The organism is Meishania litoralis, from assembly GCF_042611095.1.
In the GTDB taxonomy this organism is placed as follows: Bacteria; Bacteroidota; Bacteroidia; order Flavobacteriales; family Flavobacteriaceae; genus Meishania; species Meishania litoralis.
Genome location: NZ_JBHFPV010000006.1, coordinates 130,439 through 144,208, shown reverse-complemented (window position 1 = coordinate 144,208; position 13,770 = coordinate 130,439). Strand labels below are relative to the sequence as shown.

Annotated in this window: 14 protein-coding genes; 8 read left to right on the top strand and 6 right to left on the bottom strand. The window is 43.5% G+C overall.

Translation table 11 applies throughout. From position 1 onward, the window contains the following. Positions 1 to 85 precede the first annotated feature (85 nt). Genes ACEZ3G_RS16305 through ACEZ3G_RS16285 form a run of 5 tightly spaced genes read right to left on the bottom strand, consistent with a single transcriptional unit; the run spans position 86 to position 6,228 of the window. Complete coding sequence (locus ACEZ3G_RS16305) at positions 86 to 1,357, bottom strand: adenylosuccinate synthase (protein WP_432426589.1); 1,272 nt, start codon at positions 1,355 to 1,357, stop codon at positions 86 to 88. A gap of 28 nt (positions 1,358 to 1,385) precedes the next feature. Continuing rightward, the gene (locus tag ACEZ3G_RS16300) at positions 1,386 to 1,850 is read right to left on the bottom strand and encodes a Fur family transcriptional regulator (RefSeq protein WP_432426588.1); all 465 of its coding nucleotides are present in this window, start codon (positions 1,848 to 1,850) and stop codon (positions 1,386 to 1,388) included. Between the two features lie 44 nt (positions 1,851 to 1,894). Beyond that, on the bottom strand, positions 1,895 to 4,099 hold the full coding sequence (locus tag ACEZ3G_RS16295) for a RelA/SpoT family protein (RefSeq protein WP_432426587.1): 2,205 nt from the start codon (positions 4,097 to 4,099) through the stop codon (positions 1,895 to 1,897). Between the two features lie 44 nt (positions 4,100 to 4,143). Next, positions 4,144 to 5,370, bottom strand: a complete 1,227-nt coding sequence (locus ACEZ3G_RS16290) for a M48 family metallopeptidase (protein WP_432426586.1) — start codon at positions 5,368 to 5,370, stop codon at positions 4,144 to 4,146. A gap of 30 nt (positions 5,371 to 5,400) precedes the next feature. Then, on the bottom strand, positions 5,401 to 6,228 hold the full coding sequence (locus ACEZ3G_RS16285) for a TrmH family RNA methyltransferase (RefSeq protein WP_432426585.1): 828 nt from the start codon (positions 6,226 to 6,228) through the stop codon (positions 5,401 to 5,403). Positions 6,229 to 6,417: 189 nt separating this feature from the next. Between ACEZ3G_RS16285 and ACEZ3G_RS16280 the strand changes: the two genes are divergently transcribed. The 8 genes from ACEZ3G_RS16280 to ACEZ3G_RS16245 all read left to right on the top strand — a co-directional run bounded on the left by ACEZ3G_RS16280 (position 6,418) and on the right by ACEZ3G_RS16245 (position 12,273). Next, positions 6,418 to 6,660 carry a MoaD/ThiS family protein gene (locus tag ACEZ3G_RS16280; RefSeq protein ID WP_432426584.1) on the top strand — a complete coding sequence of 81 codons (243 nt, stop codon included), beginning with the start codon at positions 6,418 to 6,420 and terminating at the stop codon, positions 6,658 to 6,660. Next, positions 6,660 to 7,079 (top strand): molybdenum cofactor biosynthesis protein MoaE, encoded by a 420-nt coding sequence (locus ACEZ3G_RS16275; protein WP_432426583.1) that lies wholly within the window; start codon positions 6,660 to 6,662, stop codon positions 7,077 to 7,079. Before ACEZ3G_RS16280 ends, ACEZ3G_RS16275 begins: the two co-directional genes overlap by 1 nt. Before the next feature lie 21 nt (positions 7,080 to 7,100). Continuing rightward, positions 7,101 to 8,084, top strand: coding sequence for a GTP 3',8-cyclase MoaA (moaA, locus tag ACEZ3G_RS16270; protein ID WP_432426582.1), 984 nt, complete (start codon positions 7,101 to 7,103; stop codon positions 8,082 to 8,084). Between the two features lie 136 nt (positions 8,085 to 8,220). Next, entirely contained in the window at positions 8,221 to 8,649 is a 429-nt protein-coding gene (gene moaC, locus ACEZ3G_RS16265) for a cyclic pyranopterin monophosphate synthase MoaC (protein ID WP_432426612.1), read from the top strand. After that, positions 8,633 to 9,226: an NTP transferase domain-containing protein gene (locus tag ACEZ3G_RS16260; RefSeq protein WP_432426581.1), complete on the top strand. Its 594-nt coding sequence runs from the start codon at positions 8,633 to 8,635 to the stop codon at positions 9,224 to 9,226. Before moaC ends, ACEZ3G_RS16260 begins: the two co-directional genes overlap by 17 nt. Beyond that, the gene (moeB, locus tag ACEZ3G_RS16255; protein ID WP_432426580.1) at positions 9,223 to 10,296 is read left to right on the top strand and encodes a molybdopterin-synthase adenylyltransferase MoeB; all 1,074 of its coding nucleotides are present in this window, start codon (positions 9,223 to 9,225) and stop codon (positions 10,294 to 10,296) included. The genes ACEZ3G_RS16260 and moeB overlap by 4 nt, the downstream gene beginning before the upstream one ends. After that, positions 10,280 to 11,056 carry a sulfite exporter TauE/SafE family protein gene (locus ACEZ3G_RS16250; RefSeq protein ID WP_432426579.1) on the top strand — a complete coding sequence of 259 codons (777 nt, stop codon included), beginning with the start codon at positions 10,280 to 10,282 and terminating at the stop codon, positions 11,054 to 11,056. The genes moeB and ACEZ3G_RS16250 overlap by 17 nt, the downstream gene beginning before the upstream one ends. A 29-nt stretch (positions 11,057 to 11,085) precedes the next feature. Then, positions 11,086 to 12,273, top strand: a complete 1,188-nt coding sequence (locus tag ACEZ3G_RS16245) for a molybdopterin molybdotransferase MoeA (protein ID WP_432426578.1) — start codon at positions 11,086 to 11,088, stop codon at positions 12,271 to 12,273. A gap of 203 nt (positions 12,274 to 12,476) precedes the next feature. On the opposite strand, the gene ACEZ3G_RS16240 is transcribed toward ACEZ3G_RS16245, so the two are convergent. Then, the gene (locus tag ACEZ3G_RS16240; protein WP_432426577.1) at positions 12,477 to 13,769 is read right to left on the bottom strand and encodes an amidohydrolase family protein; all 1,293 of its coding nucleotides are present in this window, start codon (positions 13,767 to 13,769) and stop codon (positions 12,477 to 12,479) included. Between the last annotated feature and the right edge of the window lies 1 nt (position 13,770).

The following is a 13,770-nucleotide window of genomic DNA, read 5'->3' as shown; positions in this document are numbered from 1 at the left end:
GAACTACATCGACCTGTAGCTGAACAACAATTTTGATCCGATCGTGAAAAATCGTAACATCGAAAGGGTAGTAAACAACTTTGAACTACCTATGTATCGTCTGCGTGCGGTCAGGGCCCACCGAGACTATCTTAATGGGAACTTCCAAGGCGGTCTCGAGAAAATCGATGTAGGCATTCAGATTTTTGGGCAGTTCGTCGGCCGAGGTCATTTTTGTAAGGTCTTGTTTCCAACCTTCCATTTCGGTATAGATTGGAGTTACGTTCTCTACCTCGATATTATAGGGTAGATGCGATATTGTTTCACCTTTGTAATTATAGGCCGTGCATACCTTGATTTTTTTGAATCCGCTGAGTACGTCTCCCTTCATCATCATGAGTACGGTGACCCCATTGATTTGAACTGCATATTTTAGGGCCACGAGATCCAGCCAGCCACATCGCCTTGGGCGGCCCGTCGTGGCGCCAAATTCATTGCCCACACGGCCCATGGTTTCTCCGTCTTCGTCAAAAAGCTCTGTCGGAAAAGGACCGCTGCCGACCCTTGTCGTATAGGCTTTGAAAATGCCCTTCACATCGCCGATCTGATTTGGCGCAACACCGAGACCCGTGCAGGCGCCCGCTGCCGTGGTATTGCTTGAAGTTACAAACGGGTAGGTGCCGAAATCGATATCGAGCAATGAACCTTGTGCACCTTCGGCCAATATTTTCTTGCCTTTCTTTTGGGCCTGGTACAAATACTCTTCGCTGTCGATAAAGGTCAATTTCTTCAACTCTTCGACCGCTTCGCAAAAATCGGACTCAAGATCTTTTAGGTCGTATTGAATATCAACATCGTAGAAATCGATCATGGCCTCGTGCTTATTGGCGAGCGCACGATATTTGTCTTTCCAGTCATCAAGTTCCAGATCACCAATGCGCATACCGTTGCGGCCGGTCTTATCCATATAGGTAGGGCCGATGCCCTTTAAAGTAGAACCGATCTTGGCTTTTCCTTTTGAAGCTTCCGAAGCGGCGTCCAATAGTCTGTGCGTGGGTAGAATGAGATGGGCTTTTCTTGAAATCAGCAATTTCGATTTGATATCGATATCGAACTTCTTTAGATTGTCCAATTCTTTTTTGAAAATTACAGGGTCTATAACCACACCGTTACCGACCACATTGATGGCATTTTTATGGAAAATACCGGATGGAATGGTATGCAGTACATGTTTTATGCCGTCAAATTCCAAAGTATGCCCTGCGTTCGGCCCACCCTGAAAACGAGCGATGATGTCGTAATCTTTAGTCAGTACGTCGACTATTTTTCCTTTTCCTTCATCTCCCCATTGCAGGCCTAACAATAAATCTACCGCCATGTATTCTTTCTTGGTTAGTTTGTTGTTTTTACTCTGTTCCCGGCATTTTTTCGGCCGATTTGTTCTTGGTGCCGTAGAAATAAAGTGAATGGTTGTTTATTTTGATGTCGAACACTTCTTCTATGGTTTTTTTTATCGATTGGATCCGGGGGTCGCAGAACTCCATTACTTCGCCCGTATCGGTCAAGATGACATGATCGTGCTGCCGATCGAAATACGATTTTTCGTATTGCGCCTGGTTCTTGCCAAATTGATGTTTTCTAACAAGTTTGCAGTCTAGCAAAAGCTCGATGGTATTGTATAGGGTAGCACGGCTGACCCTATATTTTTTGTTCTTCATATTGATATAAAGCGACTCTATATCAAAATGCTCGTCACTATTGTATATTTCTTGAAGTATGGCGTAACGTTCCGGTGTTTTTCGATGTCCGTTCTCTTCTAAAAAGGCCGTGAAAACACTTTTTACAATCTCTTGATCCTTATTGGAAGCCATAATTTTTCAGCAGCAATAATAAGCTACAAATGTACATTTAAATTTTAAACCCGCGTGACTTTGTCAATGCCGTTTATCTGCTTCAGATTAGTAATCAATTTCTTGAGGATACCGTTGTTTTTGACGACCACTGTAATTCGGCCAGTGAAGGTGCCTCCGTCGGTGCTGAAATTGAGATTGCGCATGTTTACGTGCATGTTGTTGGATATAACCTCGGTAATCTCGCTGACAAGGCCCAAATTGTCTATGCCTGTCAAATGAATTTCAGATTTGAACTCTTCTTGGGTCGAATCTATCCATTTGGCGCTGATAATGCGGTAGGCATAATTTGACTGCAAAGAAATGGCATTTGGGCAGTTTTTTTTATGGACTTTAATGCCATCATTTACACTTATAAAACCGAATACCTCATCACCCGGTATGGGGTTGCAGCATTGTGATAGTTTATAGTCCAGTTTTTCCTCTTCCTTTCCAAAGACGAGCATATCGTATTTTGAAGTAATCTCGTCTTTGTCAATATCTTCGGGTACGGGAGTACGGCGTATCTTATTTTTGAAGAAGCTAATGAATGCGTTACTGTAAGAAGATGCAAAATCCTTGATCCTTTGATTGTCTATCGAGCCGATACCGACTCGATAGAAAAGATCTAAACTGGTCTTCAATTTAAAATAGACGACCATTTTGTTGACAACATCTTCGTTAAGGGTGATCTTTTGCGATTTTAGCTTTCTTCGCAGCACTTCTTTGCCTTCTTCGGCCACACTTTTTTTCTCTTCGCGCAACGACGACTTTATTTTGGCCCTTGCCCTTGCCGTGGTCGCATAATCGAGCCAATTCTGATTCGGTTTGGCCTGTTCGGAAGTAATGATTTCCACTTGGTCCCCACTGTTCAATGTTGTGTTCAAGGGCACCAATTTACCATTGACCTTGGCCCCGCGGGTACGCATGCCGACCTCGGTATGGATGTTAAATGCGAAGTCTAGGGGTGTGGCCCCTTTTGGCAATGATTTTAGATCGCCCTGCGGTGTAAAGACGAAAATTTCTTTGGAGTAGAGATTCAATTTGAATTCTTCAACAAAATCAACGGCGTTGGTATTCGCGTTTTCCAGTGCTTCCTGTAGGCGGTTCAGCCAAACGTCGATTCCCTGCTCTTTTTGGTCCCCATGTTTGTACTTGAAATGTGCCGCATAGCCTTTTTCGGCTATTTCGTGCATGCGCTCGCTGCGGATCTGTACTTCCACCCATTTTCCTTCTGGGCCCATTACGGTTATATGCAACGCTTCATAACCTGTTGATTTTGGAGAAGATATCCAGTCACGCAATCTTACTGGGTTCGGAGTGAAGTGGTCGGTTACAATGGAATATATTTTCCAGGCCAAAAACTTCTCGTTCTCTCTTTCTGATGCGTAAATAATACGAATGGCGAACTTGTCGTAGATTTCATCAAAAGTCACGTTTTGCGCCTTCATTTTTCTGCGCATCGAATAAATGGACTTCATACGACCTTTAATGATGTACTTGAGCCCCTCCTTATCCAAAGATTTTTCGATAATGCCCGTAAAGGCATCGATATAGGCCTGTTGTTCTTCTTTAGAGCCTTCGATTTTCTTCTTAATGTCATCATAGACGTTCGGCTCGGTATATTTAAGGCTGAGGTCCTCCAATTCGGTCTTGATATTATAAAGACCGATCCTATGGGCCAGGGGAGCATAGATATATAAGGTTTCGGATGCCATCTGTACCTGTTTATGTTCGGGCATCGAATCCAATGTGAGCATATTGTGATAACGGTCGGCAATCTTGATAATGATCACCCTCACATCATCATGAAGGGTCAATAACATTTTTCTGAAATTCTCCGCCTGTTGCGAGATATTCATATCTTTTTTCAGGTGGGCGATTTTGGTAAGTCCATCAACGATCCGTGCGACCGTTTCACCGAACATACGATCGATATCGTCCAAAGTATATTCTGAGTCTTCTACTACATCGTGCAATAGGGCAGAAGCAATGGAGACGGCGTCGAGTCCGATTTCGAAAGCCACGATCTTTGCCACTGCAATAGGATGAAAGATATAGGCCTCCCCTGATTTTCGGCGTTGGTCCTTATGCGCGTCAACGGCAATTTCAAAAGCGGAACGTATCAGTTTTTTATCATCATCTGATAAAGTCTGATAGCTAATACGCAACAGTTCTTTGTACTGTTTTGCTATTTCCTTGTTTTCTTTTTCTATTACAGCTTGGGTCATGGAATATTAAAAATACGCTGATCTTTTCTACCAAGCAACAAAAATTATGCCCTAAGATTCTTGATCCTATCGATTAGTGTCGGGTGTGAATAATGCATGAATACATAGGCAGGGTGGGGGGTGAGGTTGCTCAGGTTATTACTGGAAAGTTTTTTTAACGAACTAATAAGAGGTGATGGGGCAAATGTATTTTTTGCATAGTCATCGGCCTCATACTCGAATTTGCGTGAGAAATAGTTCATAATTAGCCCGGTAACTTCTGAAATGGGGCTGTACAGTATTCCGAAGCCGATCAGGGCGGCATGAAAACTAGGGCGTGTAACCCCTATGGCCTTGGAAATTTCAGGATTGTTGATAAAAAGGGAGAGAATGAACAAAGTCAATCCGGTCAATAATATAGTTGTGGCAAGGTTGATAATTATATGTCTTCGTTTATAATGCCCGACCTCATGTGCAAGAACCGCTACGATCTCATCTTCATCGAGATCCTTGACAAGTGTATCGTATAAGGTAATACGTTTTTCTTTTCCAAATCCTGAAAAGTAGGCATTTGCTTTTGTCGATCGTTTTGAACCGTCGATTACGAATATGTTCTTGAGCTCAAAACCGACTTTTTTGGCATAGTCTTCAATCTTGGTCTTAAGACTGCCAGGTTCCAAAGGTGACTGTTTGTTGAACAAAGGCACGATCAAGCGACTATAAAAAAGATTCATGAAAAGTGTAAAAAATGCGACAATGGCCCAAGCATAGACCCAGAAATAGTTGCCGGCCCATTGATAAAACCAGATGATGGCCGCCAAAATTCCGCCCCCAAGTATTCCCGACACCAGCCATCCTTTCAATTTGTCCATAAAGAAGAGGCCGGATGTTGTTTTGTTGAACCCGAATTTTTCCTCGATGACGAAAGTCGAATAGTATGAAAAGGGGGTAGTAACTATATCACTTCCGATCATTATGATTCCGAAGAAAAATAACGCCATTAAAATAGGGTTGTCGGTAATATCTCTAACGATACCATCTACCCATTCGAACCCGCCGAAAATCAAGAATGCCAAGGTCAGCAATAATGAAAATGTAGCGCTTACGAGCCCAAATCGGTAACGGATCCTCTTGTATTCCTGTGATTTTTGATATTCGGCAATATCAAAGACATCGTTCAATTCTTCCGGTACCGGATCATTATAGTGCCGGGCATTGAGAACATCCAAACAAGTCTCGACTATAAATTGAAAAACTAAAATCGCAATGATAATATAAAAAAGGAAACTCATCTAGGTTCGGTTTGTATCGACAAGGTAATGCTAAATTGCGTTCGGAGTTGAAAAATCCCGTTGTCTCTTTGCCTCAAAGATAAGTATTGCGGCGGAAACCGATACGTTCATCGAATCGATTTCGCCTTGCATGGGTATTACGATATTCTGGTCGGAATTCTCAAGCCAATCGTATGTTAGGCCCGTCGATTCGGTGCCAACAACTATTGCACTTCCCTTGGTATAATCGATATTGGTGTAATTTTTTGAAGCAGTCAAGGCCGCACAGAAAATAGAAATATCATGTTCTTTCAAATAGGATATGATATCGGATGTAGAACCCATAGCAATACTATTAGTAAAAATACAGCCGACGCTCGAACGAATGATATTCGGATTATAAATATCGCCTTTGGCATTGGCGATAAACACCGCATCTAGATTTGCGGCATCTGCCGTACGTAGCAATGCGCCGATATTTCCCGGTTTTTCAGGGGCTTCCGCTACCAAGATTAAGGGGTTGCGGTTTTTTAAGGCCAGATTTGTCAACGAATGGTCTTTTGTTTTTGATACGGCAATTAACCCTTCGGTAGTCGCACGGTAGGCGAGTTTTTGATAGACTTTCGGCGATAGTTCGATCAACGTCGTTCCATCGTTCAAAATTCGTTTCATTTCAAGTATGTCTTTTGCAGGCATAATCTCTGGACAATACAGAAGGGTAACGACCTCGTAACCGCCTTTTAGCGCGAGTTGTAATTCACGTCTGCCTTCGAGAACGAACAAACCTTTCTTTCTGCGCTCCCGTGATTTTTCCTTTAAAACAAGAATCTCCCTGACCAAGGTGTTCTGAAGGCTGGTTATTTGTTTTATTTCACTCATAACGAAAGAATTTTCCCTTTGGCAAATGTAATTCTTTAATGGCTATGGGGCCTACCTGTCGGATCAATGAGCAAAGTGGGATGTCGAAAACCTATAGGTTTGGTATAAGACCTGATAAATGCCAAAGTGTTCACAAAGCCGTAGGGAATCCTGTTTTTTTGAGTAAATTGTGCTTTTGAAAGTTTAATTATGGAATTATTGTTGTTTGGCATTGCGAAAGACATTGTTGGCAGATCTTCGATAGACTTGCCTTCGAAGGGTGTTCAGCCCAGATCGGTCGCGGAATTGAAGGAGTTGTTGATCGCCGACTATCCCGATTTTTCTAAGCTGTCCTCTTTTGCCGTAGCGGTGAACAGTGAATACGCGGGCGACGATGTTACTTTGGGGCAAGACGATGAAATAGCGATTATTCCACCTGTAAGCGGAGGTTGATGGAAGAACCTATTTTAGAGATAGTTGAAGAATTGGATGTCTCGGGAGTTTATAAAGAACTTTCGCATCCGGCAAGCGGCGGTATCTGTGTTTTTATCGGCGCCGTTCGCGAATTCACGAACAATGAGGAGGTCGTTGCATTGGAGTTTGAGACTTACAAGGCTATGGCCTTGAAAGAAATGCGAAAGACTGTGACACAGGCCTCTGAAAAATGGCCTGTGAACAAAGTTGTCGTCCGCCATGTCGTAGGGACCAAAAAAGTGGAAGACCCTGTGGTCGTAGTGGGGGTTTCATCCGCGCATCGTGATGCATGTTTTCCGGCCTGTCGATATATCATCGATACCCTGAAGCAAACTGTCCCCATTTGGAAAAAGGAAATTTTCAGGAACAAAGAAGTATGGGTGTCCGCGCATCCCTGAATAAAATGCGGTAAAAAGAATATGTTGGTAGACAACCATAATCGAAAAATCAATTACCTGCGTTTGGCGGTGACCGACCGGTGCAACCTGCGCTGCAATTATTGCATGCCTTCGGAAGGAATCGATTTTGTAAAGAACGACAAATTGCTAACCATCGAGGAACTTTCGACGCTAAGCGAGATTTTGGTCGGCCAGGGTATTGATAAGATCAGGATTACGGGCGGGGAACCTTTTGTTCGTAAAGATTTGATGGTGTTATTGCGCAATCTTTCAAAAATGAGAGGATTGCAGGATATTTCGGTTACGACGAACGCCACTTTGATCGGACCGCATATTGACGAACTAAAGACTTTGGGCATCAGAAATGTGAATATTAGTCTGGACGCCATTAACAAGGCTACCTTTGAGCGCATTACCAGACGCGATCAATATGAGGTTGTACATGACAATTTGATGCGGCTGATCACCGAAGGATTTAATGTGCGTACCAATTTCGTAGTGTTGTCGGGCCAAAACACCGATGACATTTTGCCCATGCTCGAATTGACCAAGAATTTTGATGTTTCCGTTCGTTTTTTAGAGGAAATGCCTTTTAACGGTGGGTCAAGGAATTTCGATTCCATAGAGTGGGATTTCAAAAAGATTTTGGCATTTATTAGGAAGAACCACCCCGATTACTATAAATTGGAATCGCCAACGACCTCTACATCAATCAATTATAAGATTCCGGGGTATGTAGGTAGTTTTGGAGTCATTCCATCCTTTAGTAGAACATTTTGCGGGTCATGCAATCGATTGCGCATTTCGGCCGTTGGCGATGTGATTACCTGTTTGTATGCCAAACCCTGCATGAACCTTCGTAGTGTCATGAGATCCGCCAATACCACAGAAAATGTGCAGAAACTAATTTTGGACGCGGTAGGTAGTCGTGCCAAGACCGGTTTTGAGGCACAACAAAAATATGAGGGTGTTTTCAGCAATTCAATGACGTCGATAGGAGGTTGAATGAAGTAGGAAATACGAAATTAAAAGTTCAAAGTGTTGATATGAACTAGGTCAAAGTACCTTTCAGAGCGTTTAAAGGGAATAAAAATTGTCGCAGAATAAGCTATCACATATAGACATTGAAGGCAAGGCCAATATGGTCGATGTTTCAGAAAAGGAAACGACCAAGCGTATGGCAATAGCTACCGGAAAAGTATTCTTTCCGAAAGAAGTTTTCTCCACATTGGCCGAAAAGGACTTTTTAGGGGCTAAAGGAAGCATTGTTCAAACCGCAATCATTGCAGGGATCCAAGGAGTGAAAAAAACTTCGGAACTCATTCCGCTTTGCCACCAACTGAATCTTTCAAAAGTACAGATCGACATAACTCCATCAGATAATACGCTTGAAATAAAGTGTAAAGTAAGTTGCACCGAAAGAACCGGGGTCGAAATGGAGGCTTTGACAGGGGTTTCGATAAGCGCATTGACAATTTACGATATGTGCAAGGCACTGTCGCACGATATCAAAATAGGCGAAATTCAATTGGAATATAAAACGGGAGGGAAGCATGAATACAGCCGCTAAGCTATACGGATTGGTGTTGTCAGGAGGCAAGAGTACCCGAATGGGAAGTGACAAAGGCCTGATAGCATATCACGGTATTCCGCAACGTGAGTATCTGTACCAATTATTGGGAGAAGTTTGCGAACGTACCTATATCAGTCTGCGGAAAGAGCAAGAGGCCCAAGTACCTTTTGGTTACGCCACACTTACCGACAAAGATAGGTTTAGAGGGCCTTTTAACGGAATACTGTCCGCTCACGAACGCCACCCTGAGGCGGCTTGGCTAGTACTGGCCTGTGATCTGCCGTTGATCGATTTGCCGTCTTTAGAACAATTGGTTCAGGAACGTGACTCAGGCAAATTCGCTACTGCATTTGCCAATAAAGAGAACCCGTTGCCCGAACCCCTCTGTGCGATTTGGGAGCCCGAAGGCCTTAAGACTGCGGTGGCCTATCTCGAGGCTGGCAATGGCACTTGCCCGAGAAAGTTTTTGATAAATAATGAAACGAAATTGGTCTTTCCCAATAATGAGAACGTCATCCTCAATGCCAATTCGCAAGAGGATTATCAAGAAGCGCTGTCAAAACTGACTACATGAATTCCGAACGATACAACAGACAGGTTATTTTAAAGGACTTTGGCCCCGAAGCACAGCAAAAATTGGCCGATGCCAAAGTATTGGTGGTCGGAGCGGGAGGACTTGGCATACCTGTTTTGACTTACTTGAACGCGACTGGTGTCGGAACTTTGGGCATTGTTGACAATGATACCGTGGCTATATCGAACCTGCACAGGCAGGTTTTATATGGTGAGAACGATGTCGGGCAAGCCAAAGTTCAGGTCATCGTAAAAAAATTACAACGGCAAAATTCGACTACCAACTTGATTCCGCACACGGATTTCTTGAATAGGGAAAATGCACTTCAGATTATAGCAGAATATGATTTAGTCGTCGATGCCACAGATAATTTCCCCTCTCGTTATTTGATCAATGATGCCTGTGTCGTTCAGGGCAAACCTTTTGTATATGGGGCTTTGCACGGCTATGAAGGGCAGGTGAGCGTATTCAATTTCGAAGCAGGGCCGACCTACCGCTGTCTTTACCCAGATATGCCGAAAGAAGATGAGGTTCCGAATTGCAATGAACATGGGGTATTGGGGATCATACCAGGAATCATTGGAAATTTTCAGGCCCTTGAAACCATAAAAATCATTACGGGAATCGGAGAGCCCCTATCCGGAAGATTGTTGTTATACGATGGACTCTCGCAGCGCATTCAAAAGATAAAATTCAATAAAGTAGAAGCCAACCTGAAAATTTCAGAACTGGCCAATAGTTATGAATTTGCTTGTGATGAAAAAATGCACTCGATCGAAGCAATAGGTTTGATGCCCTTGTTGTCAGATAATGAAATTGAGTTAATCGATGTGCGTACAGATGAAGAATATAGTCTTGCCAATCTCAAAATGGCCAAGCACATTCCATTGTCAGAATTGAAAGAACGCCAAGAAGAAATCGATTTGAGCAAACCTGTTTATCTGCTCTGTCAATCAGGTATCAGAAGCAGAAAGGCACTAGCCCTCTTACAGGAATGGTATCCACAAAAAACTTTCGTAAACGTAAATGGCGGAATGAGTAAATTGCACACTTATGCTGATCTCGGGTGAGCACCTTGTTCTTTTGTGCCTCGGTTTTTTTGTGGTGGCGACGTTATATTCTTCCGTAGGGTTCGGAGGTGGATCCAGTTATTTGGCTTTGTTGGCCATTTTTTTTGTCTCCTTCTTTCCGATTCGATCTATTGCCTTGATCTGCAATTTGGTCGTGGTATCGGGCAGTACTTTTTTGTATTTCAAACACGGACATGCCAAACTAAAGGATTTTTTACCTTTCGTAATCAGTAGTGTTCCCTTGGCCTACTTAGGGGCTACATTTCGGTTGAGCGAAAAAGTATTCTTCATTATATTGGGGTGTTCGCTGATCGTTTCGTCATTGGCGTTGGCTTACCAGACTTTTTCGGCGAATGTTGGTTCGGAACGAACGAAAACATATCCCAAGGGGTTCAGTTTTTTGATTGGTGGTGCAATAGGATTGTTGTCGGGGCTCGTTGGTATTGGCGGTGGTATTTTCCTTGCACCGATTCTAAATCATTTACAGTGGGGAAGGGCTTTGAAAATTGCCGCCTTGGCCAGTTTTTTCATTTTGGTCAATTCGATTTCCGGATTGATAGGATTGATATCCGCAGGAACTTTAGAGCTTCCTTTGAAGGAAACCCTGATTTTGGCGGCTTGTGTCTTCTTTGGTGGACAATTGGGTATTCGTTTGAGCCTAAAAAGATTATCCCCCAATGGCATTAAGCGCGTGACCGCCCTTTTGGTATTCATTGTTGGGATCCGTGTTTTATTGATCAATGGGCTGGGGGTTTGGTAAAGGTACTTGTACAAAAAATATGAAAATCAATGATTTTATTTCAGGAAGCTTATAAAAAAGTACTCGACAACACTTTCGATTTTGGCGATGAGCAAGTTGCTATTCTTGAAAGTATGGGCCGGGTACTTGCCGAAAATATTCTTGCCGATCGTGATTTTCCGCCTTTCGACCGCGCTACAAAAGATGGCATTGCCATCAATTATTTCGCTATCGAAGACGGATGTACCCGATTTAAGATCGAGGGAGTGGCCGCCGCCGGAACTCCCCAACAAAGATTAAGTAATGTCAATAATTGTCTGGAAATAATGACAGGGGCCGTAGTGCCCGAAAATGCCGATTCTGTAATCATGTACGAGCATCTGACAATTCAAGAGGGATGGGCCACCGTGACCAAACTGCCAAACAAGGGACAAGACATTCATTATCAGGGCAGTGATAGTCCCAAGGGAGCTGTTCTATTGGAACCCGGCAAACAAATTTCGGCAGGAGCCATCAATGTATTGGCTTCCGTAGGAAAATCAGAGGTTTTGGTCAAAAAACTGCCCAAAGTGACGGTAATTTCAACAGGTAATGAGCTTGTCGAGGTTCATGAAAGACCATTGCCGCATCAAATACGAAAGTCGAATTCACTTTCCTTGAAAGCTGCTTTACAAAAGCAAGGAATTAACGCCGCCCTGATACATTTGACCGATGAGAAAGAAATGATTTCGAAGGCCATTCGAAAAGTAATGGAAACATCCGATGTATTGATGCTCAGTGGTGGTGTTTCCAAAGGGAAATTTGATTTTGTTCCCGAAGTATTGGAAGAATTGGGTGTCGAAAAAGTTTTTCATCGTGTGGCCCAACGCCCTGGCAAACCCTTTTGGTTCGGTTTGCATCAAGAAAGCCGAACAACGATTTTTTCGTTTCCCGGTAATCCCGTTTCGACTTTTGCGAATTACCATATTTATTTCCTCCCATGGTTGTACAAAGCATTGCGTGTCGATTATCCAGAGAGAAAGGTGGTTCTTGCTGAGCCTATCCAAAATAAAACCGACCTAACACTTTTCAAACAAGTTAGGACGTTCTGGAAAAACGGAAGTCTTCATGCCCATTTGATTGTCGAGAACGGCTCCGGCGATTTGACCAGTTTGGCCAACTTGAACGGATTTATCCGTTTGGAGCCTCGAGATGGAATTTACGATAAGGGTGAGTTGGTGCCATTTATCAAAACTTGAGTTTTGAATTCAAAGAAACTTACAACTTGTTGAAATCCAGATACCGACAGGAATTACCATAGCTTCGCCCCAGAAATAATTTCGGACCATTGCCGATTGTTCCAAGTTGTATAGAAATCCCTTGGGTTTTTTGATTCTGTGCTAATAATGATAAAGAATGAAAGGTATTAAGAATGGTTTTTCCTCAGCTTTTATCGCACTTATTATTCCCCTTCATATTTTCCCATATAGCGCTTCCACAGTTCGGTCTGATGTGTTTCAAGGGAAACATCCCTACCATCGATAAACGCATGGGTCAGTTGATTGCCGCGCATATCGAGGGCATCGCCTTCAGAAACGAACAGGGTTGCGCTCTTGCCTACGTCAAGTGATCCGTACGAATCGTCGATTCCTAGAATTTGGGCAGCGTTCGAGGTAATCATCTGCAGGGCTTTTTCAGGATCCAATCCTTGCCCGGCCACCTGACCAACATAAAAAGGTAGATTACGGGCCTGAAAAATTTCGCTCCTTGTTTGAAGGGCAACCAGCAATCCGGCATCGGCCAATAGTTTGGGAAGTTTATAGGGAAAATCATAGTCATCATCATCAAAAGCAGGAAGGTTATGGGGGGCACGCACGACCACGGCCACGTTGTTTTGTTTTAGAAAGTCGGTCACTTTGTGGGCATGATACCCGCCAACAATGACAACAGTCTTGACCCCATTGTTTTTGGCATGGCTTACGGCGTCGACAATTTCCTTTTCACTATCGGCATGTACGTATAATTTCTTCGATCCATCAAATAGGCCATGCATTGCCGCGTAGGCTTGGTTTTTTTTGCCGTTTAAATCTTTGCCATGGGCCAATGAATTCTTGATAAAAGAAGTCACTTCATCGATTTGTTTTTTGTAGTCTTTGTTCGGTTGGTAACCTCGAGGCTCGCCAGCCCACCAACGCCCTCTTCGAAAGGCACTTGGCCAATTAAGGTGAATGCCATCATCGACCTTGATGGCGGCGTCTTCCCAATTCCAGGCGTCGAATTGCATTACAGATGAACTGCCCGAAATACGCCCCCCGTTCGGGGTAATCTGCCCCAACAAGACGCCATTGGGCCGCATGCTTTCTACAACTTTCGATTCGGCATTATAGGCGATCTGACTGCGAATATGAGGTAGAAAATCGCCTATTTCATCTTGATCGTCACTGGCTCTCACGGCATCGACCTCCACAAGGCCCAATGCAGATGACATGGCAATGAATCCGGGATAGACATGTTTTCCCTTGCCTTTGATGATTTTGCCCTTGCGAGCGATTTTGGCATTGGCGCTACCAACAAAGGTCAATTTGCCGTTCTCGAACATGATAAGGGAATTTTCGATGACCTGGCCATTGCCCAAATGGGCCGTTGCACCATCAATGGAAATAGCCTCTTTTTGAACAGGACCCGGAGTTTGCTGTGCCCGGCCGGTAACTGCCAGTAATACCAGAAGAATTATCAGATTGGTTGCTTTTTTCATT

Coding starts and splice junctions, on each gene's coding strand:
- ACEZ3G_RS16305 (WP_432426589.1), bottom strand. CDS start 1,357: ATGGCGGTAGATTTATTGTTAGGCCTGCAATGGGGAGATGAAGGAAAA.
- ACEZ3G_RS16300 (WP_432426588.1), bottom strand. CDS start 1,850: ATGGCTTCCAATAAGGATCAAGAGATTGTAAAAAGTGTTTTCACGGCC.
- ACEZ3G_RS16295 (WP_432426587.1), bottom strand. CDS start 4,099: ATGACCCAAGCTGTAATAGAAAAAGAAAACAAGGAAATAGCAAAACAG.
- ACEZ3G_RS16290 (WP_432426586.1), bottom strand. CDS start 5,370: ATGAGTTTCCTTTTTTATATTATCATTGCGATTTTAGTTTTTCAATTT.
- ACEZ3G_RS16285 (WP_432426585.1), bottom strand. CDS start 6,228: ATGAGTGAAATAAAACAAATAACCAGCCTTCAGAACACCTTGGTCAGG.
- ACEZ3G_RS16280 (WP_432426584.1), top strand. CDS start 6,418: ATGGAATTATTGTTGTTTGGCATTGCGAAAGACATTGTTGGCAGATCT.
- ACEZ3G_RS16275 (WP_432426583.1), top strand. CDS start 6,660: ATGGAAGAACCTATTTTAGAGATAGTTGAAGAATTGGATGTCTCGGGA.
- moaA (WP_432426582.1), top strand. CDS start 7,101: ATGTTGGTAGACAACCATAATCGAAAAATCAATTACCTGCGTTTGGCG.
- moaC (WP_432426612.1), top strand. CDS start 8,221: ATGGTCGATGTTTCAGAAAAGGAAACGACCAAGCGTATGGCAATAGCT.
- ACEZ3G_RS16260 (WP_432426581.1), top strand. CDS start 8,633: ATGAATACAGCCGCTAAGCTATACGGATTGGTGTTGTCAGGAGGCAAG.
- moeB (WP_432426580.1), top strand. CDS start 9,223: ATGAATTCCGAACGATACAACAGACAGGTTATTTTAAAGGACTTTGGC.
- ACEZ3G_RS16250 (WP_432426579.1), top strand. CDS start 10,280: ATGCTGATCTCGGGTGAGCACCTTGTTCTTTTGTGCCTCGGTTTTTTT.
- ACEZ3G_RS16245 (WP_432426578.1), top strand. CDS start 11,086: ATGATTTTATTTCAGGAAGCTTATAAAAAAGTACTCGACAACACTTTC.
- ACEZ3G_RS16240 (WP_432426577.1), bottom strand. CDS start 13,769: ATGAAAAAAGCAACCAATCTGATAATTCTTCTGGTATTACTGGCAGTT.